The following is a 16,012-nucleotide window of genomic DNA, read 5'->3' as shown; positions in this document are numbered from 1 at the left end:
CGGGGGCTGACCGGTGGTTGCCCGTGGCTGATCGGTGGCTGATCGGTGAGTAGATCGGTGGCGACACCTGGCGGACCCCGGCCCGGCACGGGGCCGGGGCGCCACGGGTGAATCACCTCGGCAGGACCTCAGCAGGACCCGGCGGCGGGCACTCGGTATCAGTAGGACTCGTACGCGGGCCCGGCCAGCTGGGCCACGTCCTCGGCTCCGTCGCCGATCAGCTTCGACCCCAGGTCGGCCAGCGCGCGACCGGCCGCGAGTTCGTCGCCGATCTCCGGCACCGGCCTGTCGGCCGGGTTGCGGCGGGCCCGGCCGACGCTCTCGTGCCGCCGCCCCGAAGGCGTGTAGAGCACGGCGGTCGCCGTGGTGATGTCGTCCTTGTCGTCCTCGTTCACGAAGATCTCGACGGTCCAGCGCTTCGACTCCATGCGGACCACCTCCCAGGAGTCCAGCATCCCTCCGGGCCGTACGGCCCCGGCACCCACCCCGCCATGAGGAGCGACGAGGACCGACGAGGACCGACGAGGGCCGACGCGACCCGGCGAGGACCGGCGCGGCCCGAAACGCCGCCCCTGGGCGGTGGCGCCACGAAGGGGGCCGGCCAAGGAAGGAGCGCCCATGCCCGGCCAGATCGTCGTCGGCACCGACGGCTCGCCCGCCGCGACGGCCGCCGTGCGGTGGGCCGCGGACGACGCCGCCCGCCGCGGCTGCCCGCTCCACCTCGTCTCGGTCGTGGACCATTGGGCGTACGGGATACCGAAGTTCCCCACCTCGGGCGGTGACCCGCTGACCCGGCACGCCGAGCGGGCGCTCGCCGCCGCCGAGGCCGTGGTTCGCGAACACCGGCCGGACGTGCGGATCAGCGCGGAGATCGTCGAAGGCGTCCCCGCCCGCGCGCTGCGGGACAAGGGGGAGGAGGCCGTCGAGATCGTCCTCGGCAGCAGGGGGCTCGGCGGCTTCGCCGGCATCGTCGTCGGGTCGGTCGGCTTCCACGTCGCCGGGCACGCTCCCTGCCCGGTCGTCGTCGTACGGCCCGGGTGGTCCGGAGGCCGCGGTGAGATCGTCGTGGGGGTGGACGACTCGCCCGAGTGCGATCCGGCGCTGGCGTACGCCTTCGAGCAGGCGAGGCTGCACGGCTGCGGCCTGCGGGCGGTGCACGCGTGGCGGGTTCCCGCCCACCCGCTCGCCCCCGAGATCACCTATGACGTCGCGGAGGCGCGCGAGGCCCGCAGGCGCGTGGCGGCGGAGAAACTGGCGGGCCCGCGCCGCGGGCATCCGGAGGTGGCGGTGCACGAGGAGGTCGTCTACGGCCACCCCGTCGACGCGCTCATCCAGGCGTCACGCGCCGCCGGCCTGCTCGTGGTCGGCTCGCGCGGCCGGGGAGCGCTGGGGTCGGTGATGCTCGGCTCGGTCAGCCGGGGCGTCCTGAACCACGCAGACTGTCCCGTCGCCGTCGTTCGGCCGGCCTGCTGAGCCGTCTCCCTTCCGTTCCGGATGCGCGGGCGACGGTCCGGGCGTGTGACGGAAAGGCCCGGCAGTCGGCGGCCTGGGCAGGTGGCCCTGACGGCCTGGGCAGGTGGCCCGCCCGGTCGGGCGGGCCGTGGTGGGCCCTGGCGGGCTCTGGGGCGGCGCCGGTACTCCCGGGCGCGTCAGTCCTGCTGCCGCTGTCCCTCCGGCCGCTCGATCGGGATGCGCCTGCGCTCCTCCCGCTCCTCGGCGAGCCGTACGCTCACCTCCAGGATGCCCTGGTCATAGGTGGCCTTCACGTCGTTCTCGTCCACGTTCGGGGGCAGCACGACGGACCGGGTGAAGGTCCCGTACCGGAACTCGGTGCGGTGCCCCTGCCGCTCCTCGTGGCGCCGTTCGGCGTGGATGGTCAGAACCCCGTTCGACACACTGATCTCGACGTCCTTCTCCGGGTCGATGCCGGGCAGTTCCGCCCGCAGCACGTACCGGCCGTTCCTGACGTAGTCCTCCAGCCGCATCTGCTGGCCGGCCATCGGCCTCATCGCGGCCAGCGGCGCCTCCAGCAGGTCGAACAGGTCGGGCACGAGGCCCCGGGACTCCCGCCGCATCGGAACGCTCATGGCTGTCACCTCCGTCCGGCAGAACTCATCAGAAGAGACGTACCCGGCATAAATCGGGCAAATCGCCATAGCTGGGCCGCCGCCGCGTGATGCAGGATGCGGAGACGGGTGCGGGCGGCGCCGGAACGACCCGACCGGCCCGCGGTGAAGGGAGTGGGCGATGAGGTTCGTACGCGAGAGTGACATGAAGGCCACCCGGCCGGGACCGGACAGGTTCACCGACGGCGTGTGGGAGGCGGAGGCGCTGGAGGCGGTGCGGCCGGACGGCCTGCGTGCCCAGCGTTTCTCCTACGAACCGCAGGCCCGCTCGGGCTGGCACACCCACGACGGTGAGCAGGCGCTGTACGTGGTGTCGGGACGCGGGGTGGTGGTGCGCTGGGGCGAGACCGGGGGCACGCCCATCGGGCCGGGCGACTGGGTCCACGTGGAGCCGGGTGAGAAGCACTGGCACGGCGCCGCCGCCGACGACACACTGGTGCACCTCGCCGTCACGGCGAGCGGCAAGACCCACTGGCACGGGCCGGTCAGCGACGAGGAGTACCGCGCCGGCCTGGGCTGATCGGCGGCGCCTCAGCCGGTGACGACGACGAGGCCGGCCCGGGAACGCACGTCGTGGCGGGCGTAGTACCGCTCCTCCTGTTCGGCCCAGCGCCGCCAGTGGGGCGCGTACGTCTCGCCGTCACGGGCGAGCGCCCGCGCCCGGCGGACCTCCTCGCCGGCCTCCAGCCACACCAGCCCGCCGAGGTACGGCCCGGCCTCGCGGGCGCCGCAGCCCACGCCCTCGATCACAAGGGTGTCCGCCCCGGCGATCTCGTGCCATTCCGCGTACTCGCCACGCGCCCAGTCGTAGCGCCGCCAGCGTGCCGGGCGGCCGAGGCCGAGCGGTCGCAGCACCCACTCCATCAGGGCGTCCACCCCGGCCTGCAGGCCGTCCCAGCCGTCGTACAGGTCGTCCATGCGGACGACCGGCGCGACGAGCGCCGCGGCCACGGCGGCGGCCAGCCTCGACTTGCCCGCACCCGAGCGTCCCTCGACGGCCAGGACGCGGGTGCCGCCCGCGCGGGCGGGCCGCATGCGCAGCCAGCGCGCGACGGCGGCGGGGTCCGGTGTCACGCGCGCCGAGCCTGGCGGAGCCGCCGGAGCGTGGGCGGCACTCCCTCCGCTCACCGCCGGCTGGGGCTGACTCCCGCCACGGCCAGGCCGAGCAGCCGGTCCGCCTCGGCGGCGGCGTCCGGACGGTGCTCCGTGGCCAGGGCGATGCCGGTGATCAGGGTGAGCAGGTCGGCGATGGTCACGCCCGGCGCCAGCGCGCCGTCGTCCGCGGCGCGGCGCACCAGTGGCTCGCCCGCCTCGGTGAGCTGCGCCGAGCAGCAGTACTCGTGCGCCGCGCCGGCGTCGATCGCGGGGTCGAGGGTCAGCGCGGTGGCCAGCCCCCGGATGGTCGCGGCGTCCGCGACGACGGCGCTCAGCCACTCCAGCAGCGCGGCCCGGGTGTCGGACCCGCCGGTCAGCTCGCGGGCGCGGGCGCACAGGGTCTCGACCCGTTCGCGGAAGACCGCCTCCAGCAGGGCGTGACGGCTGGGAAAGTGCCGGCGCAACGTGGCGGACCCGACCCCCGCGACGCGCGCGATCTGCTCCAGGGAGGCGTCGGGACCGTGCGCGGCGATCTCCTCCTTGGCCACGGCGAGCAGGAGGCCGTAGTTGCGCCGGGCGTCCGCACGCTGGGCGGGCATCGCGTCACCTCACGGTTGCTAACTGGCGGGGTCCGCCGTATCTTACCGAAGCATAAACGGCGGGGTCCGCCGTTTAGCTACCGCCCACCTGTAGGAGGGGTCTCATGTCCACCGATTCCGCACCCGTTCTGGTCACCGGCGCCACCGGACGGCAGGGCGGCGCCACCGCCCGCGCCCTGCTCGCGAACGGCGTTCCCGTCCGGGCGCTGGTCCGCGACCCCACGTCCGCCCGGGCGAGGGCGGTCGAGGAGCTCGGCGCCGAACTGGTCACCGGCGACCTCAACGACCGCGACTCCGTGGTCAGGGCCGCGAGGGGGGCCCGGGGCGTCTTCTCGGTGCAGATGCCCCCGATCAAGGGAGACGCCTACGACTTCGAGGGCGAGGTGGCCCAGGCCGTCAACCTGGTCGAGGGCGCCCTGGCCGCGGGCGTGCCGCAGTTCGTGCACACGTCCGTCACGGGCGCGGGGCGGCACACGGAGGCCCCCGGCTGGGCCGAAGGCCGCTGGGCGTCCATAGAGCCCGCCCTCTCCGCCAAGGCCGAGGCCCAGGAGCGGGTGCGGAAGGCGGGCTTCACGCGCTGGACGATCATCAAGCCCGGCTTCTTCATGGAGAACTTCCTGCCGTCGACGGCCTACCTGCTTCCCCGCGGCGTCGAAGGGGGGATCGTGACCGTGCTGAAGCCGGGCACCCGGCTCTCCCTCGTCGCGTCCGGCGACATCGGGGCGGCGGCCGCCGCGGCCTTCGCCGAGCCGGACCGGTTCCACGAGGTCGAGCTGGAACTGGCCAGTGACTACCTCTCGATGACGGAGATCGCCGGGGTTCTCTCCCGCGTTCTGGGCACGGAGCTGGCCGCGCCCGACATGACCATGGAGGAGGCGATCGCCGCCGGAATGCCGGGAGCGGGCGTCACCTCACACGAGTACATCGACACGGTCGGCCAGCCCGCCCGCCCGGAGTACGCGCGGGCATTCGGCATCCCGCTCACGACCTTCGAGGAATGGGCGCGGGCGCACTTCCGGGCCGAGGCCTGACGGGCCCTTCGCCGGGACACGGCCCGTGGCAGGCGCGTGTGAGCACGGGTGGGCGCCAGGCGGCCCGGAGGGGCCGTCCGGTCCCTCCGGGCCGCACACGGAGCGCCCGCTAGCTAGACGCCCGCGCGGGTGGGGCGGCGGATGTCGCTGCTCTGCTCCTGCCACTCGGGGGTCTCGCGCCCCTTCTCCTCGGACATCTCCTCAAGCTGCAGGGCGATGCCCATCGCGAAGAAGGTCGGGGCCCACTCGCCGACGAACAGCGCCCAGCGGTCCGCGCGTTCGATGCCCGCCTGCTCGTATTTGTTCGAGAGGATCCAGGAGGCGATCGACATGCCGATCGACCCGAACGCCGCGCCGTACATCATGTTGGAGCGGAGCCCTATTTTGTGAAGCATCTTGATCATGGTGTCCCCCTTGTGGTGATTTGCCCCCATTTGTGGGCTACCCGGCCTCTTCTGACGTAACCCGCCGGGCCCGTGACGGCGTGCGATACTCGCGTCCGCGCATGAGGACAGGCCTGCGGGGTAGCCGTGAAGCCGGACCGGGAGGGAAGTCATGGAAGTTCTGGGCATCGACATCGGCGGCTCGGGGATCAAGGGCGCCACCGTGGACACGCTCACCGGGACGCTCACCCGTGAGCGCCTGCGCGTCCCGACGCCGCGTCCCTCCTCGCCGGGGGCCGTCGCCGCGGCCGTGCAGGCGATCGTGGACCACTTCTCCTGGACCGGCCCGATCGGCGTCACCTTCCCCGGAGTGGTCCTCGACGGCGTCATCCGTACGGCCGCCAACGTCGACAAGTCGTGGATCGGGGTGAAGGGCGCCGACCTGTTCGGCGACCAGTCGGTCGTCCTCAACGACGCCGACGCGGCCGGGGTCGCCGAGATGACGTTCGGCGCGGGGCGGGGCAGGCCCGGGGTGGTCCTGATGCTGACCTTCGGCACCGGCATCGGTAGCGCGCTGTTCGTGGACGGACATCTGGTGCCCAACACCGAGTTCGGCCATATCGAGATCCGCGGCAAGGAGGCCGAGCACCGCGCCTCCGACCGGGTGCGCGAGGAGGAGGACCTGGACTGGGACGAGTGGGCCGAGCGCGTCGAGGAGTACCTCGCGCACATGCGCGACCTGCTGTCTCCCACTCTGATCGTCGTCGGCGGAGGCGTGAGCAAGAAGGCGGAGAAGTTCCTGCCGCACGTCCACCTGGGGGACACCCCTGTGGTGCCGGCGGAGCTGCGGAACGAGGCCGGGATCATCGGCGCCGCGATGGCCGCGGTGGGCGCCGCGCGCCTGCCCTGAGTCCGCCTGCCTCGGACGATAGATCTCCCTTATTCCTACCTGGACAGCGGGTAATTTCGCTGTCATGATTGACTCATGAACTCCTCGGGCGGGCTGACCCAACGCCGGCACATCGACCTGCTGCGCGTCTGCGCCGCCGCCTGTTGACCACCTGTCGACGAACCGCCGGCGACCGTGGTCACCACCATTCCGTAAGACAGGCATCCCGTACGCGACAGGCCCTCTTGCGACAGGCGAGGAGAAGCGACATGTCCCACCAGAATGTGATCGATTCCGGCGTACGGGGGTACGAGCACGGCCACGAGCCCCCGGACCCCGGGCAGGGATCGGTGCTCGGCGTGCTTCCCGTGCCGGGCACCGGGGCCGCGCTGATGATCGTTGGCTATCTCGTGCCCGCCGACACGTCCCTGGACGTACCGGCCCGGACGCCCCGTCCGGCCGCCGGAGAGGCGAGCGACGCGGTGAGCAGGACGGCCAGGGCGGCCGTCGAGTCCGCCGGGTCCGCCATCGCGGGCGGACCGCCGTCCGCCGCCACCGCCGAGACGCCGGCCACGCGGGAGCGGGCGCCAGGACCGGCGTGGCACGAGTTCTCCGCCGTGTCCCTCCCGGAGGAGGACCTGGTCCTGGACCGGACCGCGCGGGTGGTCCGCAGCGGCGGCGAGGAGATCGAGCTCACCTACCGCGAGTTCGAGCTTCTCGACTATCTCACCTCGGCGCCGGGCCGGGTCTACAACCGCCGCCAGCTCATGGCGGCCGTCTGGGACCGGTACGACGAGGAGGGCGGGCGCACGGTCGACGTGCACGTGCTGAGGCTGCGCCGCAAGCTCGGCAGGCACGCCGGACGGATCGTCACCGTCCGGAACGTGGGATACAAGTACCAGCCCCCGCGCCGCCACTGAGGCCCCCAGGGCCGTGGCGGGGGTGCCCGCCCGGCCCTCGGCGGTCTCCTCCGGCGGGCCGCCCGCCGCGCGGTTCGAAAACGGCTGGCAGATCGGCCGGGTGCGTTGCCTATCCTTGAGCCTGGAATGAACACGCTCGCCGATCTCCAGGGCCGTATCCCCGATCTGATGCTGCGCGACCAGCGCAGGCTGCGCCGCCGTATCGACGGCATGCGCCGGGTCCGCGACCGCGCCTCCCGCCAGTCCGTCGTCCAGGAGATCGCGGGGGACGTGGAGGCCGCCGAACGCCGCGTGGCCGAGCGCCGCGCGGCCGTGCCGGTCATCAGCTATCCCCCCGATCTCCCGGTCAGCCGGCACAAGGACGACCTGCTCGCGGCCATCAGGGACCACCAGGTCGTGATCGTGGCCGGGGAGACCGGCTCTGGCAAGACCACCCAGATCCCCAAGATCTGCCTGGAGCTGGGCCGGGGCGTCCACGGGGTCATCGGGCACACCCAGCCCCGCCGCATCGCCGCCCGCACGGTCGCCGAACGCATCGCGGAGGAGCTGTCGATCGACCTCGGATCGGCGGTCGGCTACAAGGTCCGCTTCACCGACCACTCCAGCGACGGGACGCTCGTCAAGCTCATGACCGACGGCATCCTCCTCGCGGAGATGCAGACCGACCCGCTCCTGCTGCAGTACGACACGCTGATCATCGACGAGGCGCACGAACGCAGCCTCAACATCGACTTCATCCTCGGCTATATCCGCCAGCTCCTTCCCCGGCGGCCCGATCTCAAGGTCGTCATCACCTCCGCGACCATCGACCCCGAGCGGTTCGCCCGGCACTTCGCCGCCCCGGGCGGCGACCCGGCGCCGATCGTCGAGGTGTCCGGCCGGACCTACCCGGTCGAGGTGCGCTACCGCCCGATCGACGAGGACGACGACCAGACCCAGGCCATCGTGGACGCGGTGGACGAGCTGTGCGCCGAGGGGCCGGGCGACATCCTGGTCTTCCTCAGCGGCGAGCGGGAGATCCGCGACACCGCCGACGCGCTCAAGGGACGCCCGGAGGAGGTCCTCCCGCTGTACGCGCGGCTGACGGCCGCCGAGCAGCACCGGGTGTTCCAGTCCCATCGCGGCCGCCGGATCGTGCTGGCCACCAACGTGGCCGAGACGTCGCTGACCGTGCCGGGCATCAAGTACGTGGTGGACCCCGGCACGGCGCGGATCTCCCGGTACAGCCACCGGCTGAAGGTGCAGCGGCTGCCGATCGAGCCGGTCTCGCAGGCCTCGGCCAACCAGCGCAAGGGCCGCTGCGGCCGTACGTCCGACGGCGTCTGCATCCGCCTCTACTCGGAGGAGGACTTCCTCTCCCGCCCCGAGTTCACCGACCCGGAGATCCTCCGTACGAACCTGGCGAGCGTCATCCTGCAGATGACCTCGCTGGGCCTGGGCGACATCGCGGCGTTCCCGTTCGTGGAGCCGCCGGACAGCCGCCAGATCAGGGACGGCGTCAACCTGCTGGTCGAGCTCGGCGCCCTCGCCGACCGAAGTGCGGACCGGAGCGCGGAGCAGGACGGCGACCGGAGCGCCGAGCGGAGTGGAGACCGGGGCGCCGAGAGGGCCGGAGGCCGGGGCGGACGGGGTCCGGGGCGGGAGGCGCGGCAGGGGCCGCAGCTCACGCCGGTGGGACGCAGGCTCGCCCAGCTGCCGGTCGACCCCCGGCTGGCCCGGATGGTGCTGGAGGCGGAGAAGAACGGCTGCGCCCGCGAAGTGATGATCATCGCGGCCGCGCTGTCCATCCAGGACCCGCGCGAACGCCCGGCCGACAAGCAGCAGGCGGCCGACGAGAAGCACCGCCGCTTCGCGGACAAGGAATCCGACTTCCTGACCTACCTGAACCTCTGGAACTACCTGCGCGAACGGCAGAAGGAGCTGTCGTCGGGCGCGTTCCGGCGGTTGTGCAAGGCCGAGTTCCTCAACTACCTGCGCGTACGGGAGTGGCAGGACATCGACAGCCAGCTCCGCCAGGTGGCGCGGACGCTGAACGTCGTGCCCAACAGCGCGCCCGCCGATCCCCGGCGTGTGCACGAGTCGCTGCTGGCCGGTCTGCTGTCGCACATCGGCGTCAAGGACGTCGAGGCCAAGCGCAGGCAGGACGGCCCGCGCCGTCCGCTCACCGAGTACATCGGCGCCCGCAACGCCCGATTCGCCATCTTCCCCGGCTCGGCCCTGGCCAAGACGCAGCCGCAGTGGGTCATGTCGGCCGAGCTGGTCGAGACCTCCCGGCTGTGGGCCCGGGTCAACGCCAAGATCGAGCCCGAGTGGATCGAGCCGCTCGCCCAGCACCTCGTCAAGCGCACCTACAGCGAGCCGCACTGGGAGAAGGACCAGGCCGCCGTCGTCGCGCTGGAGAAGGTCACCCTGTACGGCGTGCCGATCGTGACCGAGCGGAAGGTCAACTACGGCCGCATCGACCCCGAGCTCAGCCGTGAGCTGTTCATCCGGCACGCGCTGGTCGAGGGCGACTGGCGGACCCACCACAGGTTCTTCCACGACAACCGCAAGCTGCTCGACGAGGTCGGGCAACTGGAGGAGAAGGCCCGCCGCCGCGACATCCTCGTCGACGACGAGACGCTGTTCGACTTCTACGACCAGCGGATCCCCGCCGAGGTGGTCTCGGGCCGGCACTTCGACAGCTGGTGGAAGAAGGCGTCCCGCGAGACGCCCGACCTGCTGACGTTCACCCAGGAGATGCTGGTCAACGACAGCGCCGGGGTCAGCGCCCGCGACTACCCCGACGCCTGGCGGCAGAACGGCCAGCGGATGCGGCTCACCTACCGGTTCGAGCCCGGCGCGCCGGAGACGGGGGAGGCGGACGGCGTGACCGTCCACATCCCGCTCGCCGTGCTCAACCAGGTGGAGCCGGAGGGCTTCGACTGGCAGATCCCGGGTCTGCGGGAGGACCTCGTCACCGCCCTCATCAGGTCGCTGCCGAAGCACCTGCGCCGCAACTTCGTGCCCGCCCCCAACTACGCCAAGGCCGTGCTGGAACGCGTACGGGCGGGCGGCGAGCCCATCCTCGGCGCGCTGGAGCGCGAGCTGCACGCGATGACCGGGGTGGCGATCCCGCGCGACGCCTGGGCGCTCGACCAGCTCCCCGCGCACCTGCGGATCACCTACCGGGTGATCGACGACCGCAGGCGCACGGTGGACGAGGACAAGGACCTGGAGGCCCTCAAGCGGCGGCTCGCCTCCAAGCTGCGCGCCACCCTGTCGAGGGCCGCCGACGACCTGGAGCGCGACGGCCTGCGGAGCTGGACGATCGGGACCCTGCCGAAGGTGTTCGAGCAGGGTAGGATGCGCGCGTACCCGGCCCTGGTGGACGAGGGCGGCAGCGTCGCGGTCCGGATGTTCGACACCGAGGCCGAGCGCGACCGGGCGATGTGGGCGGGCACCCGGCGGCTGGTGCTGCTCACGGTGGTCAGCCCGGCCAAGGCCATCCTGCGCGGGCTGACCACCGCGCAGAAGCTCGCCCTCAGCCGCAGCCCGCACGGCGGCGCCGCCGCCCTGTTCGACGACTGCACGGAGTGCGCGGCCGACCGGCTGATCGCCGAGGCGGGCGGGCCCGCGTGGGACGAGGCCGCCTTCGAGCGGCTGCGCGACCACGTGCGCGCCTCGCTGTTCGAGACGACGGAGGAGGTCGTCACCCGGGTGGAGCGCGTCCTCGCGGTGTGGCACACCGCGCAGACGCGGCTCGACGCGCTGGGCGGCGCCGTCGCCGACCTCGCCGCCGACGTCCGCGACCAGCTCGACGCGCTGGTCCACGCCGGGTTCGTCACCGAGACGGGGTACGACCGGCTGCCGGACGTGCTCCGCTACCTGCGCGCGGTCGAGCGGCGGCTGGACAAGCTCCCCGACGACCCCGGCCGCGACCGTGAGTGGATGCACCGGGTGCACGATGTCGAGGACGACTACCGCGACCTGCTCGACCGGCTGAAGCCCGCCGAGCGGGACGCCAAGGCCGTACGGGACATCCGGTGGATGATCGAGGAACTGCGGGTGAGCTTCTTCGCCCAGCAGATCGGCACCCCGACACCGGTCTCCGAGAAGCGCATCCGTAAGGCCGTCGAGCAGGCCGAGTCCGCCGCCCGGGCCGGGTGACCCCGGCGTCGGCGGCCCCGGCGGCGGGCTTTCAGTGGCCGAGCGCGGCGCCGATGAGGGCGCGGGGGTCGGCCGCCCCGGCGAGCGAGCCCGACGGGAGCAGGTCGATCAGGTGGGCGTGCCCGAAGTCCGTGCCGTACGCGGCCGTCCCGACCGCATGGCCGCGCTCGCGCAGGCCGTCCGCCCACGGTGCCCCCTCCTCGACCTCGACCCCCTGATCGGACCGCCAGGTGTCGAAGCCGGTGTCGCCGCCGCTCAGCCGCCACCGGGGGGCGCCTACGGCCTCTCCCGGCGTCTGCCCGTGCAGGAGGAGGCGGGTGACGATCTGCAGCAGGATCTGCGGCTGGGCGTCCCCGCCCATCGTGCCGAGGACCGCGCGCAGGGTCCCGTCCGGGCGGGTGACCAGCGCCGGGCACAGGGTGTGGGGCGGCCTGCGGCCCGGGCCGTACTCCGCGGGATGACCGGGCGTGAGCGAGAAGCCGATGCCGCGGTTGTGCAGGTTGATGCCGGTGCCGGGCTCGAAGAGCAGGCTGCCGAAGCCCGACGCGTTCGACTGGATCAGTGAGACGCCCATGCCGTCGCCGTCCACCGCGCACAGGTACGTCGTGTCGCCGGACGCGGAGGGGGCGGCCGGCAGCGGCGAGCGGCGCGCCGGATCGACCAGGGCCCGCCGGGCGGCCGCCGTGTCCAGGGGCGCGACGGCCGTCTCGTGCAGCACGCCGAGGCGGTCGTGCCCGGCCGCTCTGGCCGACTCCACCAGCAGGTGCGCCCAGCGCGGCTCGGCCGGATCGGCGGGCGGGCCGAGCCCGGCGAGGATCTCCAGAGCGAGCAGCAGCAGGTAGCCCTGCGAGTTCGGCGGCGTCGTCCAGACGCGGTGCCCGAACACCTCGATCTCCAGTGGCTCCACCCAGTCGGCGTTCGGCCGGGCCAGGTCGTCCCCGGTGTACTCGCCGCCGCCCAGCGCCAGCAGTCCCTCGCCGAACTCGCCCTGGTAGAACGCTTCCCGGCCGCCTTCGGCGAGGGCGGAGAGCGCCCTGGCGACCCCGGGACGCCGGATCACGTCTCCGGGGCGCCGTACGGCCGCGAAGTCGCCCGCACCGGCGAGCGTGCCGACGAAGTCGGCCGTCGGCCCCAGCAGCGGCGAAGCGGGGAAGCCGCCGGCCGCGTGGCGGATCGCCGGGGCCAGCAGGTCGGCGAGCGGCAGGCGGGCGTACCGCTCGTGCAGCGCCAGCCATCCGTCCGCGCAGCCCGGCACCGGGACCGACCGGATGTCGAACAGGTGCGGCATGCGGTCCCGGCCCTCCGCCCGCAGCCGGCCGGGGTCCGCGCCCGATCCCGCCCGTCCGGACGCGTTGAGCGCGGACACGGCGCCGTCGTGGACGAGCGCGAACAGGTCGCCGCCGAGACCGCACAGATGCGGGGCGGTGACCGCCAGCACGGCATTGGCGGCGATGGCGGCGTCCACCGCGTTGCCGCCCCGGTCGAGCATCGCGACACCGGCCGCCGAGGCCAGGTGGTCGGCCGTGCACACCATGCCGTTCAGGGCGTACCGCGTCTCGCTCACGACCGGTGATCGTACGGCACGTCGTAGAGTGGCTGCCGTCAATCAGGACGTAAGGGATGGGATGGTCATGGTCCGGGCGCTCGTGTTCGACGTGGGGGAGACGCTCATCGACGAGACCCGGATCTGGTCGCGGTGGGCCGACCGGCTGGGCGTGCCGCGCCTGACCTTCATGGGCGTCCTCGGCGGCATGGCGGCTCTCGACCGAAGCCACCGGGAGGCCTTCGAGCTGGTCAGGCCGGGAATCGACGTCGAGGCCGAGATCGAGGCCTGGCGGCGCGAGGACCCGGCCGGGCTGCGCGAGAACTTCGACGCCGACGACCTGTACCCCGACGTCCGGCCGGGCCTCGCGGCGCTGCGCGCGGCGGGCTACGACCTGGTGGTCGCGGGAAACCAGCCGCCCCAGGCCTACGACGCGCTGGTCGCGATGGACCTGCCGGTCGACGGTGTCCACACCTCCGCCGCCTGGAACGTTGAGAAGCCCGACCCGGCGTTCTTCGCCAAGGTCGCGGCCGTGTGCGGGCACGAGCCGGAGGAGATCCTCTACGTGGGCGACCGCCTCGACAACGACGTCCTCCCGGCCGCGGCGGCGGGGATGCGGACGGCCCTGCTGCGCCGGGGCCCCTGGGGCCACCTGCACGCCGCCCGCCCCGAGTCCGCCCGCGCCGACCTGGTCGTCGACGCCCTCACCGACCTCGTCCACCTGGTCCCCGCCCTCGGCTGAGCCGGAGCTTCCCGGCGCCCGGCCGGACGGAGGCCACGCCGGGAGCGGTGATCGTTCCGGCCTTTCCCGGCACGGCGCGCGCGGGAGGACGTCGTCACTGGGGGCGTAGCCGGCGGGAGAGCAGGTCGCTCAGGGCGCCGGTCTCCCGGGCGAGCCGGTCGAGCGACGCCAGGAACTCCTCCGGGGCGTCGAGGAGGCCGAGCATTCCGGCGGACACCTCGGCGCGGGCGGTGCGGCCCGCCTCGATCGCGGCCTGGCCGTACGGCGTGAGTTCGATCATCCGCGCCCGCTGGTCGCCGGGGTCGGTCCGGCGCGCGACGTAACCGGCGCGTTCCATCTCGGCCGCCACCTTGGACGCGCCCTGGGGAGTCATGCCGAGCAGCCCGGCCAGGTCGGAGACCCGTACGGGCCCCTGGAGCAGGTGCTGGAACACGTACCCGTGCACCGTGCGCACCCGGTCGTGCCCGGCCGCGGTCATCCGGGCGCGCACCTCGGCGTCGCAGGCCGCGCTGAGGGCGGCGAACAGCAGGGTCAGGTCACTTGACACCACAGGAGGATGCTCTAATACTCAACCATGGTTTCGCAACCAAGGTTGAGTATCTGGAGGACGTATGTGGTGTGATCCCGCGTTCCGGCCCGTCGCCGAGGCGTTCCGGCAGGTGTGCGAGGGACGGCCGGGTGGCGCGGCCGTCGCGGTGTACGCGGACGGGCGGCTGGTGGTGGACCTCTGGCACGGCACGGCCGACCGGGACGGCGGCCGTGCCTGGGAGCGCGACACGGTCGTCAACGTGTTCTCCGCGTCCAAGGGGGTGCTCGCGACGCTCGCGCACCTGTACGTCCAGCGCGGGCTGCTCGACCTCGACGCCCCGGTGGCCCGTTACTGGCCCGGGTTCGCCACCGCGACCACCATCGCCGACCTGCTGGCGCACCGGTCGGGGTTGCCCGCCGTCCGCCGCACCCTGCCGCCGGGCTCGCTGTTCGACTGGGACGCCATGACCGGCGCGCTCGCCGCGGAGAGCCCGTGGTGGCCGCCCGGCGAGCGGCACGGGTACCACGCGGTGACCTTCGGCTGGCTCGTCGGAGAGGTCCTGCGCCGGATCGGAGGGCGGCCGGTGCGTGACCTGGTCCGCGACGAGTTGCGCGTACCCGGCCTGTCGATCGGCCTGCCCGCCGCCCAGGCGGGCAGAGCGGCCCACCTGGCGCCCCCGGAGGCGGCACCTCAGGAAACCCGGGAGGAGGCCGGGCAGGCCGGGCAGGACGCCGCCCCGCCGGCGTTGGCGTCGGCCATGGCGGATCCCGGCTCGATCACCATGAAGGCCTTCTGCAACCCGCCGGAGCAGCTCACGCCCGGCCTGGTCAACACCGCGCGCTGGCGCTCCGCCGAGATACCCGCGTCTAACGGGCACGCCAACGCCCGGGCCCTGGCCACCCTGTACGGCAGGCTCGTGTGCGGTGAACTGCTCGATCCCGACGTGCTCGGACGCGCCGTCGAGCCGCGCAGCGAGGGGCGCGACGAGGTGCTGCTCGCCGGGACCAGGTTCGCCCTCGGCTACATGCTGCCCGGTGAGATCCGGCCGTTCGCGCCGGACCCGCGCGCCTTCGGCCACAGCGGCACGGGCGGGGCGCTGGCCTTCGCCGACCCGGCGGCGGGCGTGGCCCTGGCCTTCACCCCGAGCCGCCTCCTCGTCAGTCCCGCCGGGCCGGACCCGAGGTGGCGGCCCATGGTCGCGGCGCTGTACGGCTGCCTCTGACCGGCGGGGCACGCGTCGCCGCCGTGCGACGTCCGGCGTGCCCGCCTCGGCTGCCCGCCCGTACGATGCCCGCCGTACGGCGCCGCGGCCCGGGGTCAGCCCTGCTGCTTCTTCTGCCTGATCGCGGCGACGAGCTCGTCCTTGGTCATCCCGGACGCGCCCTCGAGCTCCAGCTCCTTGGCCTGGTGCAGCAGCTCCTCCTTGGTGCGCGAGCGCGGCTTGATCGGCTTGGCCAGCACCTCGGCCTTCCGCCTGCTGAAGGCCTTGCCCGCCCGCACCCGCTCCTCCAGCGAGACGGCCTGCTCCAGGAGGGGGAGGATGTCGGTCTCCTCCTCCTCGACGTGGTGGGACACCGCCGCCACCAGCTCCCGCAGCAGGGTGTCGAACTCTGTGCTCTCCGGGTCGCTCTCCAGCAGCCGCGAGAGCATCTCCTCGGCCTCGTGGTGCTCCTCGGCGCCGTGGTGGACCTCTTCCTTCTCCTCCGGCCGCCGCCTGGCGAGCAGGGGGTAGACCACGTCCTCCTCGCCCTCGCTGTGGGCGATGAACTTCGCCGCCAGCTCCGCGAGCAGAGCCGGACGGTTCTCCGGCATCTTCTGGAGCCGCTCGAACAGCGACTCCACATCGCGGTGATCTTCCTTGATCAGGCCGATGACGTCGGTTGCCATGGATTTCCTCCTGTGCGTGGACGCCCTCGCGACTACCCCGCGTCCCGCCGCTCACACCGATCACGGCCGGTAGGAGCACCCGCTTGTCGAACCCCTCGTCGGCCCTCCGCTCACAGCCG

16 protein-coding genes are annotated in these 16,012 nt (G+C 73.2%); 8 read left to right on the top strand and 8 right to left on the bottom strand.

Features of this window, described 5'->3' with window-relative positions; all coding sequences use genetic code 11:
• Window positions 1-158: 158 nt before the first annotated feature.
• Entirely contained in the window at window positions 159-485 is a 327-nt protein-coding gene (locus HHX40_RS27040) for a DUF1876 domain-containing protein (protein ID WP_310738304.1), read from the bottom strand.
• Between the two features lie 133 nt (window positions 486-618).
• Here HHX40_RS27040 and HHX40_RS27035 point away from each other — a divergent pair, with 133 nt between their 5' ends.
• The gene (locus HHX40_RS27035) at window positions 619-1,473 is read left to right on the top strand and encodes a universal stress protein (RefSeq protein WP_182882834.1); all 855 of its coding nucleotides are present in this window, start codon (window positions 619-621) and stop codon (window positions 1,471-1,473) included.
• A 176-nt stretch (window positions 1,474-1,649) separates the two neighbouring features.
• Here the strand turns inward: HHX40_RS27035 and HHX40_RS27030 are convergent, their stop codons facing one another.
• Window positions 1,650-2,087, bottom strand: a complete 438-nt coding sequence (locus HHX40_RS27030; RefSeq protein ID WP_117408266.1) for an Hsp20/alpha crystallin family protein — start codon at window positions 2,085-2,087, stop codon at window positions 1,650-1,652.
• A 160-nt stretch (window positions 2,088-2,247) separates the two neighbouring features.
• Between HHX40_RS27030 and HHX40_RS27025 the strand changes: the two genes are divergently transcribed.
• Window positions 2,248-2,646: a cupin domain-containing protein gene (locus HHX40_RS27025; protein ID WP_182874376.1), complete on the top strand. Its 399-nt coding sequence runs from the start codon at window positions 2,248-2,250 to the stop codon at window positions 2,644-2,646.
• A gap of 11 nt (window positions 2,647-2,657) precedes the next feature.
• On the opposite strand, the gene HHX40_RS27020 is transcribed toward HHX40_RS27025, so the two are convergent.
• Both HHX40_RS27020 and HHX40_RS27015 read right to left on the bottom strand, forming a co-directional pair.
• Window positions 2,658-3,200 (bottom strand): hypothetical protein, encoded by a 543-nt coding sequence (locus tag HHX40_RS27020; RefSeq protein ID WP_220499633.1) that lies wholly within the window; start codon window positions 3,198-3,200, stop codon window positions 2,658-2,660.
• Between the two features lie 50 nt (window positions 3,201-3,250).
• Entirely contained in the window at window positions 3,251-3,820 is a 570-nt protein-coding gene (locus HHX40_RS27015) for a TetR/AcrR family transcriptional regulator (RefSeq protein ID WP_117408264.1), read from the bottom strand.
• A 104-nt stretch (window positions 3,821-3,924) separates the two neighbouring features.
• Between HHX40_RS27015 and HHX40_RS27010 the strand changes: the two genes are divergently transcribed.
• A complete protein-coding gene (locus tag HHX40_RS27010) occupies window positions 3,925-4,851 on the top strand; it encodes an NmrA family NAD(P)-binding protein (protein ID WP_182882833.1) in 927 nt (308 codons plus the stop codon).
• A gap of 113 nt (window positions 4,852-4,964) precedes the next feature.
• On the opposite strand, the gene HHX40_RS27005 is transcribed toward HHX40_RS27010, so the two are convergent.
• Window positions 4,965-5,255 carry a hypothetical protein gene (locus tag HHX40_RS27005; protein WP_182882832.1) on the bottom strand — a complete coding sequence of 97 codons (291 nt, stop codon included), beginning with the start codon at window positions 5,253-5,255 and terminating at the stop codon, window positions 4,965-4,967.
• Window positions 5,256-5,406: 151 nt separating this feature from the next.
• On the opposite strand from HHX40_RS27005, the gene ppgK reads away from it, so the two are divergent.
• The 3 genes from ppgK to hrpA all read left to right on the top strand — a co-directional run bounded on the left by ppgK (window position 5,407) and on the right by hrpA (window position 11,192).
• Entirely contained in the window at window positions 5,407-6,144 is a 738-nt protein-coding gene (ppgK, locus tag HHX40_RS27000; RefSeq protein WP_182882831.1) for a polyphosphate--glucose phosphotransferase, read from the top strand.
• Between the two features lie 248 nt (window positions 6,145-6,392).
• Entirely contained in the window at window positions 6,393-7,043 is a 651-nt protein-coding gene (locus tag HHX40_RS37910) for a winged helix-turn-helix domain-containing protein (protein ID WP_182882830.1), read from the top strand.
• A gap of 126 nt (window positions 7,044-7,169) precedes the next feature.
• The gene (hrpA, locus tag HHX40_RS26990; protein ID WP_182882829.1) at window positions 7,170-11,192 is read left to right on the top strand and encodes an ATP-dependent RNA helicase HrpA; all 4,023 of its coding nucleotides are present in this window, start codon (window positions 7,170-7,172) and stop codon (window positions 11,190-11,192) included.
• Between the two features lie 31 nt (window positions 11,193-11,223).
• Here hrpA and HHX40_RS26985 read toward each other — a convergent pair whose 3' ends face one another.
• Complete coding sequence (locus tag HHX40_RS26985) at window positions 11,224-12,756, bottom strand: gamma-glutamyltransferase family protein (protein ID WP_182882828.1); 1,533 nt, start codon at window positions 12,754-12,756, stop codon at window positions 11,224-11,226.
• A gap of 67 nt (window positions 12,757-12,823) precedes the next feature.
• On the opposite strand from HHX40_RS26985, the gene HHX40_RS26980 reads away from it, so the two are divergent.
• Window positions 12,824-13,477: an HAD family hydrolase gene (locus tag HHX40_RS26980; protein ID WP_182882827.1), complete on the top strand. Its 654-nt coding sequence runs from the start codon at window positions 12,824-12,826 to the stop codon at window positions 13,475-13,477.
• Window positions 13,478-13,571: 94 nt separating this feature from the next.
• On the opposite strand, the gene HHX40_RS26975 is transcribed toward HHX40_RS26980, so the two are convergent.
• Window positions 13,572-14,024 (bottom strand): MarR family winged helix-turn-helix transcriptional regulator, encoded by a 453-nt coding sequence (locus HHX40_RS26975; protein WP_220499632.1) that lies wholly within the window; start codon window positions 14,022-14,024, stop codon window positions 13,572-13,574.
• Between the two features lie 64 nt (window positions 14,025-14,088).
• On the opposite strand from HHX40_RS26975, the gene HHX40_RS26970 reads away from it, so the two are divergent.
• A complete protein-coding gene (locus HHX40_RS26970; RefSeq protein ID WP_182882826.1) occupies window positions 14,089-15,228 on the top strand; it encodes a serine hydrolase domain-containing protein in 1,140 nt (379 codons plus the stop codon).
• 95 nt (window positions 15,229-15,323) lie between these two features.
• Here the strand turns inward: HHX40_RS26970 and HHX40_RS26965 are convergent, their stop codons facing one another.
• Window positions 15,324-15,893, bottom strand: coding sequence for a hemerythrin domain-containing protein (locus tag HHX40_RS26965; RefSeq protein WP_182882984.1), 570 nt, complete (start codon window positions 15,891-15,893; stop codon window positions 15,324-15,326).
• Window positions 15,894-16,012: the final 119 nt, after the last annotated feature.

Origin of the sequence: Microbispora sp. H10949 (assembly GCF_014161435.1) — a bacterium.
Lineage (GTDB): Bacteria > Actinomycetota > Actinomycetes > Streptosporangiales > Streptosporangiaceae > Microbispora > Microbispora triticiradicis.
This window is presented reverse-complemented; position numbering and strand designations above follow the sequence as displayed.

Coding starts and splice junctions, on each gene's coding strand:
- HHX40_RS27035 (WP_182882834.1), top strand. CDS start 619: ATGCCCGGCCAGATCGTCGTCGGCACCGACGGCTCGCCCGCCGCGACG.
- HHX40_RS27030 (WP_117408266.1), bottom strand. CDS start 2,087: ATGAGCGTTCCGATGCGGCGGGAGTCCCGGGGCCTCGTGCCCGACCTG.
- HHX40_RS27025 (WP_182874376.1), top strand. CDS start 2,248: ATGAGGTTCGTACGCGAGAGTGACATGAAGGCCACCCGGCCGGGACCG.
- HHX40_RS27015 (WP_117408264.1), bottom strand. CDS start 3,820: ATGCCCGCCCAGCGTGCGGACGCCCGGCGCAACTACGGCCTCCTGCTC.
- HHX40_RS27010 (WP_182882833.1), top strand. CDS start 3,925: ATGTCCACCGATTCCGCACCCGTTCTGGTCACCGGCGCCACCGGACGG.
- HHX40_RS27005 (WP_182882832.1), bottom strand. CDS start 5,255: ATGATCAAGATGCTTCACAAAATAGGGCTCCGCTCCAACATGATGTAC.
- ppgK (WP_182882831.1), top strand. CDS start 5,407: ATGGAAGTTCTGGGCATCGACATCGGCGGCTCGGGGATCAAGGGCGCC.
- HHX40_RS37910 (WP_182882830.1), top strand. CDS start 6,393: ATGTCCCACCAGAATGTGATCGATTCCGGCGTACGGGGGTACGAGCAC.
- hrpA (WP_182882829.1), top strand. CDS start 7,170: ATGAACACGCTCGCCGATCTCCAGGGCCGTATCCCCGATCTGATGCTG.
- HHX40_RS26980 (WP_182882827.1), top strand. CDS start 12,824: ATGGTCCGGGCGCTCGTGTTCGACGTGGGGGAGACGCTCATCGACGAG.
- HHX40_RS26970 (WP_182882826.1), top strand. CDS start 14,089: ATGTGGTGTGATCCCGCGTTCCGGCCCGTCGCCGAGGCGTTCCGGCAG.
- HHX40_RS26965 (WP_182882984.1), bottom strand. CDS start 15,893: ATGGCAACCGACGTCATCGGCCTGATCAAGGAAGATCACCGCGATGTG.